The 12,770-nt window shown below is 71.9% G+C and carries 12 protein-coding genes; 7 read left to right on the top strand and 5 right to left on the bottom strand.

All coding sequences use genetic code 11. From position 1 onward, the window contains the following. The gene (locus tag ACIQWG_RS15540) at window positions 1-885 is read right to left on the bottom strand and encodes a LysR family transcriptional regulator (RefSeq protein WP_404095239.1); all 885 of its coding nucleotides are present in this window, start codon (window positions 883-885) and stop codon (window positions 1-3) included. 119 nt (window positions 886-1,004) lie between these two features. On the opposite strand from ACIQWG_RS15540, the gene ACIQWG_RS15535 reads away from it, so the two are divergent. The 5 genes from ACIQWG_RS15535 to ACIQWG_RS15515 all read left to right on the top strand — a co-directional run bounded on the left by ACIQWG_RS15535 (window position 1,005) and on the right by ACIQWG_RS15515 (window position 6,444). After that, complete coding sequence (locus ACIQWG_RS15535) at window positions 1,005-1,676, top strand: succinate dehydrogenase (protein ID WP_404095876.1); 672 nt, start codon at window positions 1,005-1,007, stop codon at window positions 1,674-1,676. Window position 1,677: 1 nt separating this feature from the next. Continuing rightward, window positions 1,678-3,627, top strand: coding sequence for a fumarate reductase/succinate dehydrogenase flavoprotein subunit (locus ACIQWG_RS15530; protein ID WP_404095237.1), 1,950 nt, complete (start codon window positions 1,678-1,680; stop codon window positions 3,625-3,627). Further along, window positions 3,624-4,370, top strand: a complete 747-nt coding sequence (locus ACIQWG_RS15525; protein ID WP_404095235.1) for a succinate dehydrogenase/fumarate reductase iron-sulfur subunit — start codon at window positions 3,624-3,626, stop codon at window positions 4,368-4,370. The genes ACIQWG_RS15530 and ACIQWG_RS15525 overlap by 4 nt, the downstream gene beginning before the upstream one ends. A 302-nt stretch (window positions 4,371-4,672) precedes the next feature. Then, complete coding sequence (locus tag ACIQWG_RS15520; protein ID WP_404095232.1) at window positions 4,673-5,443, top strand: GNAT family N-acetyltransferase; 771 nt, start codon at window positions 4,673-4,675, stop codon at window positions 5,441-5,443. Between the two features lie 14 nt (window positions 5,444-5,457). Continuing rightward, entirely contained in the window at window positions 5,458-6,444 is a 987-nt protein-coding gene (locus tag ACIQWG_RS15515; protein WP_404095229.1) for a lysophospholipid acyltransferase family protein, read from the top strand. Between the two features lie 371 nt (window positions 6,445-6,815). Here the strand turns inward: ACIQWG_RS15515 and ACIQWG_RS15510 are convergent, their stop codons facing one another. Beyond that, window positions 6,816-9,152 (bottom strand): ATP-binding cassette domain-containing protein, encoded by a 2,337-nt coding sequence (locus ACIQWG_RS15510; protein WP_404095227.1) that lies wholly within the window; start codon window positions 9,150-9,152, stop codon window positions 6,816-6,818. A 168-nt stretch (window positions 9,153-9,320) separates the two neighbouring features. Here ACIQWG_RS15510 and ACIQWG_RS15505 point away from each other — a divergent pair, with 168 nt between their 5' ends. Continuing rightward, window positions 9,321-10,637: a phytase gene (locus ACIQWG_RS15505; RefSeq protein ID WP_404095224.1), complete on the top strand. Its 1,317-nt coding sequence runs from the start codon at window positions 9,321-9,323 to the stop codon at window positions 10,635-10,637. A 25-nt stretch (window positions 10,638-10,662) separates the two neighbouring features. Here the strand turns inward: ACIQWG_RS15505 and ACIQWG_RS15500 are convergent, their stop codons facing one another. Both ACIQWG_RS15500 and rpmF read right to left on the bottom strand, forming a co-directional pair. Further along, window positions 10,663-11,661, bottom strand: coding sequence for an LLM class flavin-dependent oxidoreductase (locus ACIQWG_RS15500; protein WP_404095222.1), 999 nt, complete (start codon window positions 11,659-11,661; stop codon window positions 10,663-10,665). A 52-nt stretch (window positions 11,662-11,713) separates the two neighbouring features. Further along, window positions 11,714-11,884 (bottom strand): 50S ribosomal protein L32, encoded by a 171-nt coding sequence (gene rpmF, locus ACIQWG_RS15495; RefSeq protein WP_404095219.1) that lies wholly within the window; start codon window positions 11,882-11,884, stop codon window positions 11,714-11,716. A 148-nt stretch (window positions 11,885-12,032) separates the two neighbouring features. Here rpmF and ACIQWG_RS15490 point away from each other — a divergent pair, with 148 nt between their 5' ends. Then, window positions 12,033-12,524 (top strand): hypothetical protein, encoded by a 492-nt coding sequence (locus ACIQWG_RS15490; RefSeq protein ID WP_404095216.1) that lies wholly within the window; start codon window positions 12,033-12,035, stop codon window positions 12,522-12,524. Window positions 12,525-12,552: 28 nt separating this feature from the next. Here the strand turns inward: ACIQWG_RS15490 and ACIQWG_RS15485 are convergent, their stop codons facing one another. Further along, window positions 12,553-12,768: a dodecin gene (locus ACIQWG_RS15485; RefSeq protein WP_404095214.1), complete on the bottom strand. Its 216-nt coding sequence runs from the start codon at window positions 12,766-12,768 to the stop codon at window positions 12,553-12,555. Window positions 12,769-12,770 lie beyond the last annotated feature (2 nt).

The following is a 12,770-nucleotide window of genomic DNA, read 5'->3' as shown; positions in this document are numbered from 1 at the left end:
TCACCGCTCCAGCAGCATCCGCTGCAACTCCCGCGCGGCCCGCGGGGGTGCCACGTCGCTGCGGTGGGCCAGCGCGATCGTCCGGTGCAGTCCGGGCCGGGCCAGCGGGGTGACCCGCAGCCCCCGGCCCGACCGTGCCGCCACCATGCGCGGCACCACGGCCAGGCCCAGCCCCGCGCGCACGAACCCGAGCACGGCGTCCATCTCGCCGCCCTCCACGGCGAAGTCCGGCTCGAAGCCCTCCGCGCGGCACGCGGCGACGGTCAGTTCGCGCAGGTCGTAGCCGTGCCGGAACATCACCAGGCGTTCGCCCTCCAGATCGGCGATCCGCACGGTGCGCCGGCCGCCGCCGGGGCGGGCCGCCTCGGGGGAGGAGACGACCACCAGGTCCTCGCGCAGCAGCTCCAGCGTGGTCAGCGCCGGGGAGGGACTCGGCAGGGGCAGTACGACCAGGGCGAGGTCCAGGGCACCGCGCGCGAGCTGGCGTACCAGATCGTGCGAGCCGCCCTCCTCGATCAGCAGCTGGATGCCGGGATAGCGGTCGTGGAAGGCGCGCAGCACGTCCGGCAGCAGGCCCGTGCACAGGCTCGGGGTCGCGCCCAGCCGGACCCGGCCCCGCCGCAGCTGCACCAGCTCCTGCACCTCGTACCGGGCGGTGTCCGCGTCGGCCAGGATGCGCCGGGCCAGTGGCAGCAGGGCCTCCCCGGCGTCCGTCAGCGTGATGTTGCCGCGCGCCCGCAGGAACAGGTCCGCACCCAACTCCCGCTCCAGCGCCTTGATCTGCTGCGACAGCGAGGGCTGCGCGACATGCACCAGATCGGCGGCCCGGGTGAAGTGCCGGGTCTCGGCGACGGCCACGAAGTACTGGAGCTGCTGGAACTGCATACAGCAAGCATAGGGTGTGCCTATCGAAACGAGCCGGACCATGTCTTGGACCGATGGGGTGGACCGGCTCTAGCGTCATACTCATGGCTCTGGCAACGCGGACGGACCGACGGCCGTCCATGGCACGCACGGTGTGGGACTCCACCGTCGGCAAGAAGACCGTGATGGCCGTCAGCGGGCTGATCATGCTGCTGTACCTGGTCGTCCACATGATCGGAAACCTGAAGATCTTCTTCGGGGCGGGCGAGTTCAACCACTACGCGCACTGGCTGCGCACCGTCGGCGAGCCGTTCATGCACTACGAGTGGACGCTCTGGCTGGTCCGGATCGTGCTGGTCGTCGCCGTGGTCGCGCACGCGGTCTCGGCGTACCAGCTCAGCCGCCGGGACATCAGGGCCCGGCCCAGCAAGTACGTCCACAAGAAGCCGCGGGCCTCCTACGCGACGCGCACCATGCGCTGGGGCGGCATCATCCTCGCCCTGTTCATCGTCTGGCACGTCCTGGACCTGACCACCGGCACCGTGCACTCGGGCGGCTTCCAGGAGGGCCACCCGTACCAGAACGTCGTGGACACCTTCTCCACCTGGTACGGCAACGTCATCTACATCGTCGCGATGCTCGCCGTCGGCCTGCACGTCCGGCACGGCTTCTGGAGCGCCGCCCAGACCCTCGGCGCCGGCAGTCGCACCCGCGACCGCGCCCTGAAGGCCACGGCCGACGTCCTCGCGCTCGTGCTCACGGTCGGTTTCATCGCCGTACCGGTGGGCGTCATGACCGGATTGGTGAACTGACATGTCTACCTACGCCGAGTACACGACCGGCGAACCGGTCGCCGACTGCAAAGCCCCCTCCGGCCCCGTCGGCGAACGCTGGGACAAACGCCGCTTCGAGGCCAAGCTCGTCAACCCCGCCAACCGGCGCAAACACACGGTGATCGTGGTGGGGACGGGCCTGGCCGGCGGATCGGCCGGCGCCACCCTCGCCGAACAGGGCTACCACGTCGTCCAGTTCTGCTACCAGGACTCCCCGCGCCGCGCCCACTCCATCGCCGCGCAAGGCGGCATCAACGCGGCGAAGAACTACCGCAACGACGGCGACTCCATCCACCGCCTGTTCTACGACACCGTCAAGGGCGGCGACTTCCGGGCCCGCGAGTCCAACGTGCACCGCCTCGCGCAGATCTCGGTGGAGATCATCGACCAGTGCGTGGCACAGGGCGTGCCGTTCGCCCGGGAGTACGGCGGTCTGCTCGACACCCGTTCCTTCGGCGGCGTCCAGGTCTCCCGCACCTTCTACGCCCGCGGCCAGACCGGCCAGCAACTCCTCCTCGGTGCCTACCAGGCGCTCAGCAGGCAGATCGCCGCGGGCAACGTCGAGATGCACCCGCGCACCGAGATGCTCGACCTGATCGTCATCGACGGGAAGGCCCGCGGCATCGTGGCGCGCGACCTGATCACCGGCCGCGTCGACACCTACTTCGCCGACGCCGTCGTACTCGCCAGCGGCGGCTACGGCAACGTCTTCTACCTGTCGACGAACGCCATGAACTCCAACGCCACCGCCGTCTGGCGGGCCCACCGGCGCGGCGCCTACTTCGCCAACCCCTGCTTCACCCAGATCCACCCGACGTGCATCCCGCGCACCGGCGACCACCAGTCCAAGCTGACGCTGATGAGCGAGTCGCTGCGCAACGACGGCCGGATCTGGGTGCCGAAGGCCAAGGGCGACGACCGCCCCGCGAACAAGATCCCCGAGGACGAGCGCGACTACTACCTGGAGCGCATCTACCCGTCCTTCGGCAACCTCGTGCCCCGCGACATCGCCTCCCGCGCCGCGAAGAACGTGTGCGACGAGGGCAGGGGCGTGGGCCCCGGCGGACAGGGCGTGTACCTGGACTTCGCGGACGCGATTCAGCGCATGGGCCGCAAGGCCGTCGAGGCCAAGTACGGCAACCTCTTCGACATGTACCAGCGGATCACCGACGAGGATCCGTACGAGGTGCCGATGCGGATCTACCCGGCCGTGCACTACACGATGGGCGGCCTGTGGGTCGACTACGACCTCCAGACCACCGTCCCGGGCCTGTTCGCGATCGGCGAGGCCAACTTCTCCGACCACGGGGCGAACCGCCTGGGCGCCTCGGCGCTGATGCAGGGCCTGGCCGACGGCTACTTCGTGCTGCCGGCCACCATCAACGACTACCTCGCCCGCAACCCGCACCACGAGGCGGTCACCGACGAGCACCCCGTCGTCCAGGAGGTGCTCGCCGAGACGCAGGACCGGCTCAACCTGCTGCTCGCCGTGGACGGCGACCGTACGCCGGACTCCTTCCACCGCGAGCTCGGCGAGCTGATGTGGGAGTTCTGCGGGATGGCCCGCACCGACTCCGGACTGCGCAAGGCGCTCGAACGCATCCCGCAGATCCGCGAGGAGTTCTGGCGGCGGATCAAGGTCCCGGGCACCGGCGAGGAGTTCAACCAGTCCCTGGAGAAGGCGAACCGCATCGTCGACTACCTGGAGCTGGCCGAGCTGATGTGCCTCGACGCGCTGCACCGCGACGAGTCGTGCGGCGGCCACTTCCGGGAGGAGTCGCAGACGCCGGACGGCGAGGCGGCCCGCAAGGACGACGAGTTCGCCTACGCGGCGGCCTGGGAGTTCACCGACACGGGCACCGCTCCCGTGCTGCACAAGGAAGACCTGGTCTTCGAGTACGTCCACCCCACCCAGCGGAGCTACGCATGAAGCTCACCCTGCGCGTCTGGCGGCAGAAGAACGCCGACACCGAAGGCGCCATGTCCACGTACGAGGTGGACGGCATCTCCGCCGACATGTCCTTCCTGGAGATGCTCGACACCCTCAACGAGGACCTCATCCTCAAGGGCGAGGAGCCGGTCGCCTTCGACCACGACTGCCGCGAGGGCATCTGCGGCGCCTGCTCGCTCGTCATCAACGGCGACGCGCACGGGCCCGAGCGGACCACCACCTGCCAGCTGCACATGCGGTCCTTCCAGGACGGCGACACCATCGACATCGAGCCGTGGCGGGCGTCGGCCTTCCCGGTGATCAAGGACCTGGTCGTCGACCGCTCCGCGTTCGACCGGATCATCCAGGCCGGCGGATACATCACCGCGCCGACCGGGTCCGCGCCGGAGGCGCACGCGACGCCGGTACCGAAGCCGGACGCCGACCTCGCCTTCGAGCACGCCGAGTGCATCGGGTGCGGGGCATGCGTGGCGGCCTGCCCCAACGGGGCGGCGATGCTGTTCACTTCCGCCAAGATCAACCATCTGAACGTGCTGCCGCAGGGCGCGCCCGAGCGCGAGACCCGGGTCCTGGACATGGTGGCGCAGATGGACGAGGAGGGCTTCGGCGGGTGCACGCTCGCGGGCGAGTGCGCCACCGCCTGCCCCAAGGGCATCCCGCTGATGTCGATCACCGGAATGAACAAAGAGTGGCTGCGGGCTGCGCGCAAGGTGAAACGATAGGACGGGACACCCTGAAGACGTTCGCCGAAAGGTGCGGACGGGCGGGGCCGGGAGTGGTGCTCCCCGGCCCCGTCTCGCGCTTTTTCGCTCGCCAGGTGAACAGCACTGGACCCCTCGGCTGACCGGCCGGGCACCGGAATGTGGACGACCGGTACCGGTTCGCGCCGTTCAACATCCGCACATCCACTCTCCTGGCACAGGTCACGCGTAGGCCAACCGGCATAGGAAGAACAGGGGCGGCACATCGCATCGCTCCAACCGAGCTCCGCTCGCCGTCCCCGGCCCGTGACCAGGAGTAAGCCATGACCGGCGTACTGACCGTCGACCGTCCCCCGCAGCCCACGGCACCCACCCGTTACACCGTGGGACTCGCCCGCAACGAGGAGGACGTGCGCGCCGCCCAGCGGCTGCGGTACGACGTCTTCGCCGGCGAGATGGGGGCCCTGCTGTCCACCCCGCAGCCGGGTCACGACATCGACTCCTTCGACGCGTACTGCGACCACCTGCTCGTCCGTGAGGAGGTGTCCGGCCAGGTCGTCGGCACCTACCGACTGCTGCCGCCGGAGCGCGCCGCGGTCGCGGGCCGGCTGTACTCGGAGGGCGAGTTCGACCTCGGCAACATCGACGCCCTGCGTCCCAACCTGGTCGAGGTCGGCCGTTCCTGCGTCCACCCCGACCACCGCGACGGCGCCGTGATCAGCCTCATCTGGGCCGGCATCGCCCGCTACATGGTCGACCGCGGCCACGAGTGGCTGGCGGGCTGCTGCTCCATCCCGCTGGCGGACGGCGGCACGCTCGCCGCCGCGACCTGGGACCGCGTGCAGGCCAAGCACCTCGCCCCGGAGGAGTACCGGGTACGCCCGCTGCGCCCCTGGGAGCCGACCGCCCCCGCCCCCGCCGCGCGCACCGAACTGCCCGCCCTGCTGCGCGGCTACCTGCGCCTCGGCGCCATGGTGTGCGGTGAGCCCGCGCACGACCCGGAGTTCGGGGTCGCCGACCTGTACGTGCTGCTGTCGATGCGCCGGGTCAACTCGCGCTATCTGCGGCACTTCCTCTCCCTCGCCCCGGCGTGACGGACGGGGCGGCCATGAGCATCTCCTCCCTCGGTGCCGTCGGTGTCCCCACGGCGACCGCTCCCACGGCCGGCACACCGGCCGTCGTTCCCACGAGCCACGCGCCCGACGCGGGGACCCTCTGGCGGCCCAGCGCCCCCTGCTCCCCGCTCACCTGCATCGACGCGGCGGGAGCGACCAGAGCCCTGCCGCTGGCCGTCCTGCGGATCGTGGCGGTCCTGTCCCTGCTGATCGTCGGACTCCTGCTCATCCCGGTCGGCGGGCGGATACCCGCCGGCCTGGTCCGGCGCTGGAGCCGCTGGATCGTACGGGCCGCGGGGGTCCGGGTACGGATCGACGGCGGCGCGGCGTCGGACGGCGGGCTGCTGCTCGTCGCCAACCACGTCTCGTGGCTGGACATCCCGATGCTCGCGGCCATCCGCCCGGCCCGGATGCTCGCCAAGTCGGAGATCCGGGACTGGCCGGTGGCGGGGTGGCTGACCGCCAGCAGCGGCGCCCTGTTCATCGACCGGGACCGCATCCGCGCGCTGCCCGAGACGGTGGCCCGGATCGCCGGTGCGCTGCGCGCCGGGGAGGCGGTCACCGTGTTCCCCGAGGGCAGCACCTGGTGCGGTCGGGCCCAGGGCCACTTCCGCCGGGCCGCCTTCCAGGCCGCCCTCGACGCGGGCGTCCCCGTGCAGCCGGTGCAACTGCGGTACCGGTTCGCGCAGGGCGCGCCCACCACGGCGGCCGCGTTCGTCGGCCGGGACTCCCTGCTCTCCTCGGTGTGGCGGGTGGTGCGGGCACGCCGGCTCGTGGCCGAGGCGGAGGTGATGGAGCCGATCACGCCGGGCAGCGTCCTCGACCGCCGCTCCCTGGCCGAGGCAGCCGAGGCGGCGGCCCTGCCGGGCCGACACCACGCCCCGATCCCCGCACCGCAACGCGTGGTACCCCGTCCGGCGACGGGCGGCGTCGCACAGCCACCGGTTCCGGCGCCGTCGTGCGAGCCGCTGACGGCGTGATCCGGGCGAGGTAGGGATTCGCCCGCCCTGTCCCTCGCGGCGGCGACCCGGGCGGGCGGACCGTCCGCCGCGATGCGTCCGCCCGCGTCACCGCCGCGGTGTCGGGTTCGGCTCCCCGTACGGCGTGGCCCGGTCCTCCGGCGGCTGACCGCAGCCGCCGGCTCCGGCCGCACGCGGCATGCCCCGGGCCAGGTAGGGCGCGGTCGCGCCGTCTCGTGTCGGTGACCCGGGGGGGGGCGGACCGTCCGTCATGCGTCCGTCCGCGTCGCCGTCGTGGGTCAGGCACCGGTCTCCGTACCGCATCGCCCGGTCCTCCGGCTGGTCTCCGGCGGATCAGCGCAGCCTTCGGTCCCGGTCGTCGTGCGGGCCGCTCACGGCATGATCCGGGACAGGTAGGGCGCGGTCGCGCTGTCTCTGGCCTCGGTGACCCGGGCGGGTGGGCCCGCCGCCACGATGTGTCCGCCCGCGTCGCCGCCGCCGGGGCCCAGGTCGATCACCCAGTCCGCGCCCGCGACGACGGACATGTCGTGCTCGACCACGACGACGGTGTGCCCGGCGTCGACCAGCCCGTGCAGCTGGCGCATCAGCACCTCGACGTCGGCCGGGTGGAGTCCGGTGGTCGGTTCGTCGAGGAGGTAGAGCGTGTGGCCGCGACGGCCGCGCTGCAACTCGCTCGCCAGCTTGATGCGCTGGGCCTCGCCGCCGGAGAGCTCGGTGGCGGGCTGCCCGAGGCGCAGATAGCCGAGACCCACGTCGAGCAGGGTGCCGAGGCTTCGGGCCACGGCCGGGGTGTCCGCGAAGAAGTCCGCCGCCGCCTCGACCGTGAGGTCCAGCACCTGCGCGATGTTCCTCCCCCGGTACGTCACTTGGAGCGTCTCGGGGTTGTAGCGGGCCCCGCCGCAGTCCGGGCACGGCGCGTACGTGCTCGGCAGGAACAGCAGCTCGACGCTGACGAACCCCTCGCCCTGACAGGTCTCGCAGCGCCCGCCGGTCACGTTGAAGGAGAAACGGCCGACGCCGTAGCCACGCTCGCGCGCCTCGTCGGTGGCCGCGAACACCTTGCGCACGACGTCGAAGAGGCCGGTGTAGGTGGCGAGATTCGAGCGCGGGGTCCGTCCGATCGGCTTCTGGTCGACCGACACCAGACGGCCCACGCCCGCGAGTTCCTCGGTGATCTCGCCGATGAGCGTGGACTTGCCCGATCCGGAAACCCCGGTGACGGCGGTGAAGACGCCGAGCGGGAACTCGGCGGTCACCCCCCGCAGGTTGTGCCGCGTGACCGGGCCGACCTTCAACTGGCCGTGCGGGACCCGCACTTGGCGTACGGCTGCGGGGGAGTCGTCGAACAGGAAGCGGGCCGTCGCCGAGTCCTCGACGGCAGCCAGCTCCGCCACCGGCCCGCTGTGCAGCACCCGACCGCCGTGCTCACCGGCCCGCGGCCCCACGTCGACCAGCCAGTCGGCGCCGCGCATGACGTCGAGGTGGTGCTCGACCACGAACACCGTGTTCCCGGCCGCCTTCAGCCGCGCCAGCACCCGCAGCAGCGCCTCCGTGTCCGCCGGGTGCAGCCCCGCCGACGGCTCGTCGAGGACGTACACGACACCGAACAGCCCCGACCTGAGCTGGGTCGCGAGCCGCAGACGCTGGAGTTCGCCCGCGGACAGGGTGGGCGTGGCGCGGTCGAGGCTGAGGTAGCCGAGGCCGAGCTCGACGACGGGTGCGATCCGTGATCCGAGGTCCTCGGTGAGCACCCGGGCCGTCTCCGACGCCGCCGCGCCGCCCAGCGCCCCCGCCAGCTCGGTGAGGGGCAGCGCGGCCAGCTCGGCGATCGTCCGGCCGGCGAAGGTCACCGCCAGCGCCTCGGGCCGCAGCCTGCTGCCCCCGCACACCGGGCAGGGCGCGGCGGCGAGGAACCGCTCGGCCTTCGCCCGCAGTGTCTGGCTCTTGGAGTCGGAGAAGGTCTTCATCACATACCGCCGGGCGCTCATGTACGTGCCCTGGTACGGCCGTTGGATGCGGTCGGCGTCCCGCACCGGGTGGACGGTCACGACCGGCTGCTCGTCGGTGAACAGGATCCACTCCCGCTCATCGGCGGGCAGTTCGCGCCAGGGCCGGTCCACGTCGTACCCGAGCGCGTCGAGGATGTCGCGCAGGTTCTTGCCCTGCCAGGCGCCCGGCCAGGCGGCGACGGCGCCGTCCCGGATCGACAGCCCCGGGTCGGGGACCAGCAACTCCTCGGTCGTGCGGTGCACTTGGCCGAGCCCATGACACTCCGGGCACGCCCCTGCCGCCGTGTTCGGCGAGAACGCGTCCGAGTCCAGCCGCTCGGCGCCCGCCGGATAGTCACCGGCACGCGAGTACAGCATCCGCAGGGAGTTGGACAGGTTGGTGACCGTGCCGACCGAGGACCGGGACGTCGGGGCCGAGCGGCGCTGCTGGAGGGACACGGCGGGCGGCAGCCCCGTGATCTCGCCGACCTTCGGCGCGCCGACCTGGTGGATCAGCCGGCGGGCGTACGGCGCGACCGACTCGAAGTAGCGGCGCTGCGCCTCGGCGTAGATCGTGCCGAAGGCGAGCGAGGACTTCCCGGAACCGGACACCCCCGTGAACACGGTCACCCCGTCGCGCGGGATGTCGACGTCCACCCCCTTGAGGTTGTGCTCACGGGCGCCGCGGACACGGACGTACGGGTCGGGCGAGGAGTGCATGCGGCGAGGCTCCGGAAGGGACGCGAACGGGTGGGGGCAAACCCCGCGATTCTATGCGAACCCGGCGCGCCGGCCGGACGGACCACCTGATGTTCACGGCGCCGTCGGCTCACCCACACCGCTCGCCCATAGCCTCTCGCCCGTCACTTTTCCTACTGAGGAGTATTCGTGAGCGCTTCCGCTCTGAGCACTCTCACCGCCGCGCTGCTGATGGTCACGGGCGCCTCCGCCCCGCAGCCGGTCTCCGTCTCCGCGCGGGTGGAGACGCCCGCCGTGTACGACGACGAGGCGGGCGGCAACGCCGACGCCGACGACCCGGCCGTCTGGGTCGACCCCCACCACCCGGGCCGCAGTCTCGTCATCGGCACCCTCAAGGAGGCCGGCCTCGACGTCTACGACCTCGACGGCAGGCGCCTCCAGCACATCGCCGCCCCCGCGGCGCCCGGCGAGGAGGCGGCGCCGGGCCGCTTCAACAACGTCGACGTCGTCTACGGCTTCGAACTGGGCGGCAGGAAGACCGACCTGGCGCTGGTCAGCGACCGCGGCCGGGACCGGGTCCGGGCCTACGCGATCGACCCCGCCGCCGTGGCCGCGGGCAGGCCCCCGCTGAAGGACGTGACGGCGGCGAACGCGGCGCCGGTCTTCTCCGCGAGCGAGGCCGAGGTCGACGACCAGCGCACCGCCTACGGCCTGGCCGCCTTCAGCGCCGACGACAAGGCGTACGTGGTCGTGTCACGCCGTTCGGAGACCCGGGTACGACTGCTGCAACTGGAGGACCGGGGCGGCCGGGTCGGCTACAAGGCCGAGGACACCCTCGACCTGCCCGGCTCCTTCACCCTGCCGAACGGCCAGAGCTGGACGCCGTGCGCCGACCCCGGCGACCACGCGCAGGTCGAGGGCATGACCGTGGACCAGGAGAAGCACGTCCTGTACGCGGCCCAGGAGGACGTCGGGCTGTGGCGGATCGAGCTGGACGACGAGGAGTTCGACAAGCCCAGGCTGATCGACCGGGTGCGCGAGTACGGGACGCCGTGGACGTACGACGCCGAGGAAGAGGAGTGCGTCGTCGACACGGCCCACGACCCCGGCTTCGGCGGTGAACACCTGAGCGCGGACGCCGAGGGCGCCACGATCTACCACGCCGCCGACGGCAAGGGCTATCTGCTCGCCTCCAGCCAGGGCGACAACACCTTCGCCGTGTACGAGCGCCAGGGCCGCAACGCCTACCTCGGCTCGTTCGCCGTCACCGACGGCGCCGCCACCGACGGGGTGCAGCACTCCGACGGCGCCGCCGTGGTCAACGTCCCGCTGGGCCGGTCCTTCCCGAAGGGCCTGCTCGTCACGCACGACGGCGAGGCCACGCCCGCCGACGGGGACCGTGAGGGCACCAACTTCAAGTTCACGCGCTGGGACTCGGTGGCGGGCGCGTTCCCGAAGTCGCTGACGGTCGACACCAAGTCGTTCGACCCGCGCAACACGGACTGAGCCGTCGCACGGTCGCTCGCCCGGATCACCCGCCGGTGATCCGGGCGAGCCCGCGGTAGGAGTCCAGCAGCGCCGCACGGTCGTACGTACTGGTCGTCACCAGTACCTCCTGCGCACCCGTCTCCTTCAGCACCGTCTCCAACTCGTGCGCGACCTGTTCCTCCGTACCGGCGATGTGCCCGGCGAGGCCGCTTTCGAAGAAGCCGCGCTCCTTGTCGGTCATCGTCAGCGCCTCCGTGCGCTCGGCGGGCGCCAGCGGCGGGAAGGTGCCGTGCGTGCGCGAGTATGCCATCGCCCACGCCTCCGGCACGAGCAGCCGCCGGGCCTCCTCCGGTGTGGCGGCCACCGCGACGGTGCCGGAGATCACGACGTACGGCTCGGCGGCCCAGGGGGAGGGCCGGAAGTGCTCGCGGTAGTGGTCGATTCCGCGCCGCATCTTCTCCCGGTTCCTGAGATCACCGATGACCATCGGGAGCCCGACGCGGGCGGCGATGTCCGCGCCCTCGCCCATGGCCAGCACGAACGGCGGCACCGTCAGGCCCTCCGCGGGCCGTGCGTGCACCCCCGTCGGGGAGGTGCCCCGGAACCAGCCGAGCAACTCCTGGAGCCGGTCCGCGAAGTCCGCAGCGTCCCCCTTGTCCCGCCCGAGCGCCCTGCGCACCCCGTCGGTGAAACCGACGGACCGCCCCAGCCCCATGTCGATACGGCCGGGAAAGAGCGACTCCAGCACCCCGAACTGCTCGGCCACGACCAGCGGTTGGTGGTTCGGCAGCATCACCCCGCCGGTCCCGACCCGGATGGTGCGTGTCGCGCCCGCCACGGCGGCGGCCAGCACGGTCGGAGCCGACCCCGCCACGCCGGGCACGCCGTGGTGCTCCGAGACCCAGACGCGGTGGTAGCCCAGCGCCTCCAGCTCCCGCGCCAGCCGTACGGTGTCGCGCAGCGCCTCGGCGTCGGTGTGCCCCTCCCGGGTGCGGGAGCGGTCCAGGACGGAGAACCGGGTCCGGGCGATCACTGAGCTCATGCCCTGTTCAACACCGCGGGGCGCGCATGATTCCCCGGCGGGCGCCGGGGAGTCAGCCGACGGAGCGAAGCAGGCCGCGCTCGTAGGCCTTGACCAGGTGCTGCGGCACGAGGTGGCGGACGCCGTCGATCGTGACGGGTACGAGCTGCGGGGTGCTCGCCTTCCACTGGGCGCGGCGGTGGCGGGTGTTGCTGCGGGACATCTTCCGCTTGGGGACAGCCATGTCGGACCTCCTCGGTGAGTGAACGCCGAGAGGCTACATGAAAATGGTTCCCATTAATAAATTGGGGGGGGGTGCGGGAGGGGCTGTCCCGTGCGCACGCGCAGCCGCACCCGGCGGCGGAGCACGGAGCCCCCTTAGGGTGAGGGGTGTGACCGACAGCAATGAGCGCCCGCTCGCCGTGTTCGACCTGGACAACACCCTCGCCGACACGGCGCACCGGCAGCACTTCCTGGAGCGCACACCGCGCGACTGGGACGGCTTCTTCGCCGCCGCCCCCCAGGACCCGCCCATCGAGGAGGGCGTCGCCCTGGTGCGGGAGAGCGCCGAGGAGTGCGAGATCCGCTATCTCACCGGGCGCCCCGAGCGCTGCCGGCGCGACACCCTCGACTGGCTCGCGGCGCACGGACTGCCCGAAGGGCGGGTGCACATGCGGCGCAACGACGACCGCAGACCCGCCCGGCGCACCAAACTGGACACCCTGCACCGCCTCGCCCGTACGCGTGAGATCCGGGTGCTGGTGGACGACGACGAGCTGGTGTGCGAGGACGCCGAACGCGCCGGCTTCACCGTCGTACGGGCACGCTGGACCGCCCCTTCCGCCGCGCTGAAGGTGGCGCAGGAGCGGGAGGGGCGGACCTGACGGCAGGTTCCCGGCGCGGCGGAAGCCGCTATTCGGATTCCTCCAGCCGGAACCCGACCTTCATGGTCACCTGCCAGTGCGCGATGTCGCCGTCGTTCAACTGGCCACGCACCTCGACCACCTCGAACCAGTCCAGGTTGCGCAGCGTCTGCGAGGCGCGCGCGATGCCGTTGCGGATCGCCTGGTCCACGCCGTCGGGCGAGGTGCCGACGATGTCCGTGACCCGGTAGGTGTGGTTCGACATGT

The sequence above is a fragment of the Streptomyces sp. NPDC098781 genome, assembly GCF_044759995.1.
Lineage (GTDB): Bacteria > Actinomycetota > Actinomycetes > Streptomycetales > Streptomycetaceae > Streptomyces.
Note: the sequence above shows the minus strand (reverse complement) of the source record. Positions and strands in the feature narration are given on the sequence as shown.